This window comes from Okeania sp. SIO3B5 (assembly GCF_010692555.1).
Lineage (GTDB): Bacteria > Cyanobacteriota > Cyanobacteriia > Cyanobacteriales > Microcoleaceae > Okeania.
In genome coordinates this window covers 1-9,820 of the sequence record NZ_JAAHHG010000383.1, presented here as the reverse complement: position 1 = coordinate 9,820, position 9,820 = coordinate 1, and the positions used below count along the sequence as shown (strand labels likewise).

The following is a 9,820-nucleotide window of genomic DNA, read 5'->3' as shown; positions in this document are numbered from 1 at the left end:
GGGTAATAAAGAATTACATTTTGGCTCTAACCCAGAGAATAATGTTGTTGAGGAACAAGTTACTGTTTCGACAGAAGTTAATGATATTAACCCCTCAGATTATAAAGGGATAATTTGTATTGGCGCTTATGCTATGGATAGACTGAGGTATCAAGTAAATCCTAAAAAAGGCGAACCAAACCAAGCACCTGCTGTAGCATTTCTCCGCAAAGCTGTCAATACAGACAACGTAAAATTAGGAGCAATTTGTCATAGTTTATGGCTATTTTGTGCCGACAATGAAATGATAAAAAATAAAAAAGTTACTTGTGCTCATAATATTATTTGTGATGTAGAAAATGCTGGAGCAGATGTAATATTTGATGGAGACCAAACAGCAGATTTAGTGATTGATGGAAACTTAATCACAGCCAAACATCCAGGTGTAACAGATGAATTTATGGAAAAATTTGTAGAAGCGATCGAAGCTTAGGGAAGTGGCTCACACCGATTATGGCACGGATACACGGATAGGTCAGGGAGTAGGGGAGTGGCTCACACCGATTATGGCACAGATACACGGATACCCAAGGGAGTAGGGAATATTTTTCTACCTTTTTCCTTTATTCTATTTCTCAATTTCCTGATTCAATTAAAAAATGTGACAAATAGTTGGTGACTGACTGAAGTCAAGTAATAAGCTGAAATGACTGTATAGTAGAGGTTTTAAGTGCCTAAAATGTAAGTTAGAAGTTATAACTTTTGATTTCTAACTTTTGACTTCTAACTCCTGTCAAATGTTATGACGGCGACTCTACCTGATTTCTATGCCAAAAGTATATACCCCATGCAAAGATACCGTAAGGATTTTATACAAAAAAAATGGCATTGCTCAGAGGCGGGATGAATATAAGTGGTAAGTGGGGGCAGGCATCCTGCCTGTCCCTGCCTGCCTGTCCCTGCCTGCCTGTCCATGCCTGCGGTAAAAATGTCAGGAACGGGGAACGGGCAAGATGCCCATTCCACAAAACTCTTAAAATCCCAAGCGCATTTATGCAGCGCCAAAAAAACTTGTAAAGTAAAGTTAAAAAGAATCCAAAATGAGTACCCAAATAGAATTTAGCTTTTCTGACTTAATAGCAGGATATGTTACCAAATACGACTCAGAAACAGATATTTTTGGTATCAAAACAACAGACGGCAGAGAATTTCAAGCCAGACTAAGTCCAATATCTTACGCCAAACTCGTACAAAACTTAGACGAAGCATACCCAGATGCTACAGGTTCCATGCGGTCAATGTTAGTACCTGGTCGGTATTTATTCACTTATGGAGTATTCTACCCAGATAGCTCCATATTTGAAGCCAAACAAATTATATTTGTCGGTCGCCAAGCAGAAGACTACGTTTTTGAGAAACCAAACTGGTGGGTAGACCAGGTGCGTTCCCTTGCTAATTTTTATGTCAAAGCTCAGTTTGGCGACGAAGAAATTGACTACCGCAACTATCGTACAACTCTAAGTCTATCCGGTGTCAAATCTCAGGTAAACTTCTCTCAAGAAACTGATACTATCTCCCGGATGGTTTACGGAATGGCAACTGCCTACATGATGACTGGGGAAGACATTTTTCTAGAAGCAGCAGAAAAAGGCACCGAATATCTGCGAGACCACATGAGGTTTGTAGACCTAGACGAAGGAATTGTCTATTGGTATCACGGTATTGATGTACAAGGAGAGCGGGAACAAAAAATCTTCGCTTCAGAATTTGGCGATGACTACGATGCTATTCCTGCTTATGAACAAATTTACGCCCTGGCAGGCCCATTACAAACATATCGACTTAATGGGGACCCTCGGATCATGGACGATACCGAGAAAACCATCAAGCTATTCAACGACTTCTACCTGGATAAGAGCGATCGCGGCGGTTACTACTCTCACCTAGACCCCATAACCCTAGACCCCGTGAGCGAATCATTAGGACGGAACAAAGGTACTAAAAACTGGAACTCAGTAGGGGACCACGCACCAGCATATCTAATTAATCTCTGGTTAGCAACAGAAAAACCAGAATATGCGGATATGCTTGAATATACCTTTGATACTATTGAAAAGCGGTTCCCAGACTACGAAAACTCTCCATTTGTCAATGAAAAATTCTTTGAAGACTGGAGTCCAGACCATACTTGGGGATGGCAGCAAAACCGGGCAGTAGTTGGCCACAATATGAAAATTGCCTGGAATTTGATGCGGATGAATAGTCTCAAAGCTAAAGATTCTTATGTCGATCTGGCCAAGAAAATTGCTGATACTATGCCAGCAGTGGGCAGCGACCAACAACGAGGTGGTTGGTATGATGTAGTGGAAAGAGTATTAGGTGAAGACGAAAAAATCCACCGTTTTGTTTGGCACGACCGTAAAGCTTGGTGGCAACAAGAACAGTCTATTCTAGCTTACTATATCCTGGCAGGAGTTTTGGGAGATGGAGAATATCATCGGTTAGCGCGGGAAGCTGCTGCTTTTTATAACGCTTGGTTCCTAGATACAGAAGATGGTGGGGTTTATTTCAATGTTCTTGCTAATGGTATTCCTTTCTTAGCAAGTGGTAATGAACGGGGTAAGGGTTCTCACTCCATGAGTGGTTATCACTCTACAGAGTTATGTTTCCTAGCTGCTGTTTATACTAATCTCTTGGTTAATAAGCAGCCAATGGATTTTTACTTTAAACCTATTCCTGGTGGTTTCCCTGATAATATCCTGCGGGTGTCGCCAGATATTCTGCCTCCAGGTAGTATTAAAATTGGCTCTGTAGAAATTGATGGCAGCCCCTACAGTGATTTTGATGCTGAGAAATTGAGTGTCAAGTTGCCTGATACTAAAGAAAGGGTGAAAGTTAAGGTCAATATTGTGCCTACCTGAAGAAGTAAGAAGGAAGAAGTAAGAGGGAAGAAGGAAGAAGGGAAAGTCTTTCTTTCAGGGCTTACGGAAATCGACTTTTAAACCACTATCTGTAGGGGGGATGGCATTCGCCCTCACTATATGTAGAGTTTATGTATAATTCCTGACTTTGCCTGAGTTCAACAGTTTATAACTGTCCTAACCTTTCCTTTTGGAGACGTACAGAACTCAGAAGCTAAAGAAATAGAATAGGGGAGGGGGAAAAGGTGAAAATTTGCCTCCCCATCTCCCTCTATTATTATATAACCGGATTATATATAATACTTGTGTGTTGGGTTTTCTCCTTATCCTATGGATAAGCTGCCCTAACAGAGACGTTTCACATTGGCATTAGCCTGTTCTAGCCAAACGAATCGCACTTCCTCAACCTAACCTACATCTAAAATACCTGAGTATTATTACACTAAATCAAATGGCAATCGAAATTAATATTAGAACAATAGAAGAAAATATTACAGTAGTAGAACTAACAGGGGACATTGATGCTAGTACAGCACCTAAAGTTTCAGAAGAAATTCTCCCCCTCGCGACTCCTGAGTGCAAAATTCTGATAAATATGAGTAATGTGCCATATATGTCTAGTGCAGGGTTGCGCACATTACTATCATTGTACCGACAAACCACAGCAAAGGAAGGAAAAATTGTATTAGTTGGGCTTTCTGAAGAACTTCAAGATACTATGTCTGTGACTGGGTTTCTAGACTTTTTTGCAACTGCTGAAAATTTTGAGTCAGGAATGGCAACGCTAAAGTAAGAAATATAAATAGGACTTACGCACTGACAATAGATATAGGTCTTTGTGCGTTACGCTACTGGACTGTTTCACCTAAAATAGTGCATTAGATTCAATTCAAAAGTCAAAAGTCATGCATTCAAAAGTAAGAATTTTCAAGTTAAAAGCTAATGCACAGTTTTAGCTGTGTCAATCCACTACTGGACTGTTTCACCTAAAATAGTGCATTAGATTCAATTCAAAAGTCATGCATTCAAAAGTAAGAATTTTCAAGTTAAAAGCTAATGCACAGTTTTAGCTGCGTCAATCCACTACCAATAGCTAGGATTTGAGATTGCTTCCCTATCGGTCGCAATGACGACAATACGCTGTAGGAGCGTAAGTCCTGAATTATTAATTATTAATTATTAATTATTAATTATTAATTACCTCTACATCATAATTAATTAAAAGTCATGCAATTAGATCGTATTGATATTCATCCTACCCACAGTCACGGTGACTTGAAACTGCGTAGTGGGAAACCTTTTCCATTCGGTGCAACTCTGGTGCCTGGAGGAGTGAATTTTTCTATATTCTCCTCTAATGCTACATCCTGTACATTGGTCTTGTTTCAAAAAGGCGCTCTCCAACCAATGGCAGAAATTCCCTTTCCTGAAGAATTTAGGATTGGGAGCGTTTATTGTATGATTGTCTTCGACCTAGATATAGAAAATATCGAATATGGCTACCGGATGGACGGACCAAATAACTTCCAGGAAGGTCAATGGTTCGACAAGAGTAAAATTCTGATGGACCCCTACGCTAAGATTATTGGTGGTCGCGATGTTTGGGGAGTTTTTCCTAACTGGGATGACAATTATCAACATCGAGCTAGAATTGCTTATGATGATTTTGACTGGGAAAATGACCGCCCTCTAGAAATTCCACCAGAAGACCAAATTATCTATGAAATGCACGTTCGTAGTTTTACCGCTCATCCTTCTTCTGGAGTAAAACATCCCGGAACATTTGCTGCCATCCGTGAAAAAATTCCCTACCTCAAAGAATTGGGTATTAATTCAGTAGAATTGATGCCTATCTATGAATTTGATGAGTTTGAAAATTCCCGTCCCAGCCCGATTACAGGGGAAATGCTTTACAATTATTGGGGTTATAGTACGGTCGGATTTTTTGCCCCGAAAGCAGGTTATGCAGCTACAGGTAACTTAGGAATGCAGATGGATGAGTTAAAAAATCTTGTTAAAGAACTGCATAAAAATGGGATAGAGGTAATTCTGGATGTGGTGTTCAACCATACAGCGGAAGGAAATGAAAACGGTCCGACAATTTCTTTCCGGGGTATTGACAATAAGACATATTATATGTTAACGCCCGAAGGTTATTATTTTAACTTTAGTGGTTGCGGTAATACGATTAACTGTAATAACCCCATTGTCAGAAATGTGGTATTAGATTGTTTGCGCTATTGGGCAAGTGAATATCATATTGATGGTTTCCGGTTTGATTTGGCTTCAATTCTCGGTCGAGACCCCTGGGGAGCGCCATTGGCAAATCCTCCACTTTTAGAAACTTTGGCTTTTGACCCAATTTTAGCTAACTGTAAGTTGATTGCAGAAGCTTGGGATGCAGGTGGTTTATATCAGGTGGGTTCTTTTCCAGCTTTTGGACGTTGGGCAGAATGGAATGGTAAGTATCGCGATGCTATTCGCAAGTTTATTAAAGGTGATTGTACTGTAGGGGAAATGGCGCAACGGATACAAGGTTCCCCAGACCTATATGCTTGGCAAGGTCGCGCTCCGGCAACTTCTATTAATTTTATTACTGCTCATGATGGCTTTACCTTGGCCGATATGGTTTCTTACAATGAGAAACATAATGAAGCTAATGGCGAAAATAATAACGATGGTGCTAATGATAACGAAAGTTGGAATTGTGGAGCAGAGGGTTGGACAGATGACCCTGGAATAAATGCTTTGCGTAGCCGTCAGATGCGAAATGCGATCGCAATTATGATGGTTAGTCAAGGTGTACCTATGTTGTTAATGGGTGATGAAATTGGTCGCAGTAAAAATGGTAATAATAATACTTATTGCCACGACTCAGAACTAAATTGGCTAAACTGGGAACTTCTGGAAACTAATGCTGAGTTATTTAAGTTTGTCAAGAATTGCATTGCATTTCGGAAAGCACACCCAGTATTGAGAAATCATAACCATTTCCGAAATCAAGATTATGCAGGAAGTGGAAATTTAGATGTTACTTGGCATGGTACTCAGATTTGGAATGCTGACTGGTCAGCTCATTCTCGGACTATTGCTTTTATGCTTTGTGGTAAACACGCCAGAGAAGCAACAGAGCAAGATAATGATATTTATGTCGCAATGAATATGCACTGGGAAAATCTCTGGTTTGAAATTCCCGGTTTATCAGATGGGAAGAAATGGCACGTCTTTGCTAATACTGGTTGTACTCCACCAGAAGATGCTTGGGCACCAGGAACTGAACCTCTGTTGGAAAATCAGCAGGGGTTAATGGTTGGCGATCGCTCAGTAGTTATTCTGGTAGGAAAATAATATCATGTCCGGTTGAGACGAAGGAGTCAGGAGTCAGGAGTCAGGAGTCAGGAGGGAAGAAAGAAGATAAAGAAAGAGAAAATTTTTTGATCCCTAGACATCTGGTAAAAATCAAAAATCAAATCAATTATTATCCATAAATTATCAATTATTTCTCCCTGTTCCCTGTTCTCTCTTTTATCGAGATGTCTACTAATTATCCGGACATGATATAAGTCAGGAATGATATGATAGAAAAACCAAAAATATCGCTCAGTAGTATAAATTACCACGAAATTAATAAATAACGGAAAATTATGGCTTTTACAGCAAATCTAGAAACAACAAACGGCATCGCTAAAATAACTTTATCTGGAGAACTAGATGGATCTACCGCTCCAGTTTTTAAGGAAAAAGTAGAGGAAGCAGCCACCGGAAGTCCGAAAAGACTTGTTTTAATAATGAATGACCTAGAGTATATGGCAAGTGCAGGTCTCCGGGTATTGATTTTCTCTAAACAAAAAATGGGAACAGGTGTTGATATTTATATGGTAGGTGTTCAAGAAATGGTGCTGGATACTATCAAGAAAACAGGTTTCGATCAAAGTATTTATTTACTGGATGAATATGATGCAGCTAAGATAGAAGCGGTTTAATTAATAATATCAAATCCACTTGCTTCGGAGTATTATAAGAAACCGGGTTTATGGGAGGTAGATTTCAGGATAGTAGGGCATTTCATATTAACCCGGTTTCTATGCTTTATTTATAATGAGCAGTGCGCACCTTGAAGCCACAAATAAACGCCCACAAGAATTTTTGATAAGTCGCGGGAGGGTATTTCGAGACTCTAAACGGACGGATCGGCAAGCGTAATATCAAATCCGGTTAAACAGTTATAGATTGCTTAAGTCTTTAGGAGTCAGGAGTCAGGAGTTAGGAGTCAGGAGTCAGGAGTTAGGAGTCAGGAGTCAGGAGGCAGAGTAAGCTGAATTATTTAATTAATAATGATTAATAATTAATTATCCTGTAAACGTTATGTTACTTCGTGAAATTAGAAAAAAAGGCCAAGGTGCAATTATTTCCTAGTCATCAGTACCTAACCTCTATATCATTAATTAATAGGCTAAGAGTATTATCAGCAATGGCAACTATAGAAGAAAACCTGAGAGAAGAACTAGATTTGCTGCGACAGGAGATGGCCAAAGTCACAGAAGAATTAGCAGCCTTCCGACTAGCTCAAAAGGTATTAACAGAAGTAACAACAGGATGCTCCTCTAGACCAGGAGGAATTATTAAAGCAGCTTTGCAAAAAACTTTAGATGTTTGTGCTGATGTCACTACCACAGAGAAAGGAAGTTTATTTTTACTAGACCCTGGATCTAAGAAAATTGTAGACGCTATTCTCACTCGCACTGAAGTAACTCCCGAACAACGCGCTAAACTAATAGGTAGTGTTTTAGATAAAGGGTTAGCAGGTTGGGTAAGTCGTAACCTTGAGATAGGATTGATTACGGATACTGAACAAGACGAGCGCTGGCTGACTTTACCCGATCAACCTTATATAGTTCGTTCAGCATTAGGTGTTCCGATTATCAATGGCAAACAAGAGTTGCTTGGAATTATTACCTTGCTGCATTCTCAAGCCAATCATTTTACTTCGAGAATGGCAGAGTCAATGCAAGCTATTGCCGAACAGATAGGATTGGTATTAGAAAATGCCAAACTTTATGGGCAACTAGATACTTATTCCAAAGCTCTAGACAATGAATTGGAAAAGGGTAGACAGATTCAAATAGACTTTCTTCCCTACGACATTCCTAAGTTGGATGATTGGGAAATAGTTGCCTGTTTTCATCCAGCAAAGCAAGTAGCAGGAGACTTTTACGATGTTTTCACATTTGAGAATGATCAAATAGGATTAGTAATTGCAGATGTTTGTGATAAAGGAGTAGGGGCTGCATTATTTATGGCTCTATTCCGCAGCCTAATTCGCATTTTTTCTGGAGAAATTCAATTCCAAGGAACTGCAGCTCCCATACTTCAAGCACATAAACCTGTTAATGGTGATTGGATAGGTGAGTCAAATGCAACTAACTTAGCTCACCTTAATGCCCTTCAAGCTGTCCGCCGCACAAATAACTACGTGGCAGAAAAACATTGGCAAATGAGTATGTTTGCCACATTATTTTTTGGGATATTAGATCCAAAGACTGGTATACTCAGCTATATTAATGGAGGACATGAACCACTATTTATTGTTAATCAAGACGGTATAAAACAAACATTAAATTCTACAGGCCCGGCGGTAGGAATGATGCCAAATATGAAGTTTGGAATTCAGCAGGTTCAGTTAGAAACGGGAGATATATTAATAGGTTATACTGATGGAGTAACTGAGGCAAAATCTCCCGAAGGAAAGTTATTTACAGACAATAGGCTAAAAGAAATAGTAGAAAAACCTGCTGATTCTGCCTCAGAATTGATGGGACGCATTAAAGATAATTTATTTAATTATATGGATGATGCGCCACAATTTGATGATATTACAATGTTAGCGGTGCGTAGAAATCCTTGAAGAAGGCAGAAGGCAGAAGGCAGAAGGCAGAAGGGAAAATTGCATAGTGGGATTAAAACCCCAAACAATTTTAAGGACTGCGGGTGCAAAAAAAATAAGGTCTCAAGCCTCGCTTTTCAAGGGGATGAAAAAAAAATAAAGTTCAATATTTCAAGCCTCTGAGTTTGCGACGGAATGCTGCGCAAACAGACAGAGGTACTGATAACTGATAACTGATAACTGAAATGACGATGGGGTATTAAACCCGCCACACAAAAGATGAAAACTATTACTAAAAAAGAACAAGAAAAAAGGAGCATTATGGAACCTTTAATAGTGTCAGGTAACCTAGACTCTTTAGGAAAAATTGGTCAGTATATTATGTCGGCAGGAAAAGAAGCTGGTTTAGAAAAAAAAGCATCATATAAATTACGTTTAGCAGTAGATGAAATAACAACAAATATTATTACTCATGGCTATGATGAAGCTGGTTTAGCAGGGGATATTTCTATACAGGCAGAAATAAATGAGCAAAATTTAACTGTTTATATTGAAGATACAGCTATACCTTACGATCCTACTCAAGAAAACACTGTAACAGAAGAAACTTTACAACAAGCCTTAGATAAACGCCCTATGGGTGGATTAGGAGTATATTTAGCAAAAGATAGTGTTGATAAGTTTATTTACGAACATATAGGGGATCGCAATCGTAATATTTTAATTGTGAATAGGACTACAACAGAATAGAAATAATCGTATTGACATACTCCCGACGTTGCGCATAGCGCGACAACGCGGGATTCTTCAGTCATAAAAAAAATGACCGCTGTTTCGTGTGAGGTGATGTCCTCCCCCTGTTTTGCTCTTGATAATAACATACATACCTGCTAGCTTGTCAAGGGTATAGGAAGGTTTTATTTGTGGAGATATCCGACTCAAGGCCCTGGCTTTCCCATCCCTCCGCTCCCCTAATAGCTGCCGCCACCATCCTCCGCCAACGGGAGAGCGCGGGACTTCCCGCCAGGGAAGTTAA

The 9,820-nt window shown here is 39.5% G+C and carries 7 protein-coding genes; all 7 read left to right on the top strand.

Translation table 11 applies throughout. The features are described 5' to 3' along the window. Nucleotides 1-472: DJ-1/PfpI family protein (locus tag F6K54_RS32685; protein ID WP_293087350.1), on the top strand; the 472-nt coding region annotated here is incomplete at its 5' end. Between the two features lie 607 nt (nt 473-1,079). Beyond that, on the top strand, nt 1,080-2,900 hold the full coding sequence (locus F6K54_RS32680; protein WP_293087347.1) for an AGE family epimerase/isomerase: 1,821 nt from the start codon (nt 1,080-1,082) through the stop codon (nt 2,898-2,900). A 451-nt stretch (nt 2,901-3,351) separates the two neighbouring features. Beyond that, entirely contained in the window at nt 3,352-3,693 is a 342-nt protein-coding gene (locus F6K54_RS32675; RefSeq protein WP_293087344.1) for an anti-sigma factor antagonist, read from the top strand. Between the two features lie 434 nt (nt 3,694-4,127). Next, entirely contained in the window at nt 4,128-6,248 is a 2,121-nt protein-coding gene (gene glgX / locus F6K54_RS32670) for a glycogen debranching protein GlgX (RefSeq protein ID WP_293087342.1), read from the top strand. Between the two features lie 296 nt (nt 6,249-6,544). Beyond that, nucleotides 6,545-6,883, top strand: a complete 339-nt coding sequence (locus F6K54_RS32665) for an anti-sigma factor antagonist (RefSeq protein WP_293087339.1) — start codon at nt 6,545-6,547, stop codon at nt 6,881-6,883. A 488-nt stretch (nt 6,884-7,371) separates the two neighbouring features. Beyond that, nucleotides 7,372-8,805, top strand: a complete 1,434-nt coding sequence (locus tag F6K54_RS32660; protein WP_293087336.1) for a PP2C family protein-serine/threonine phosphatase — start codon at nt 7,372-7,374, stop codon at nt 8,803-8,805. A gap of 258 nt (nt 8,806-9,063) precedes the next feature. Beyond that, on the top strand, nt 9,064-9,534 hold the full coding sequence (locus F6K54_RS32655; protein ID WP_293087333.1) for an ATP-binding protein: 471 nt from the start codon (nt 9,064-9,066) through the stop codon (nt 9,532-9,534). Nucleotides 9,535-9,820: the final 286 nt, after the last annotated feature.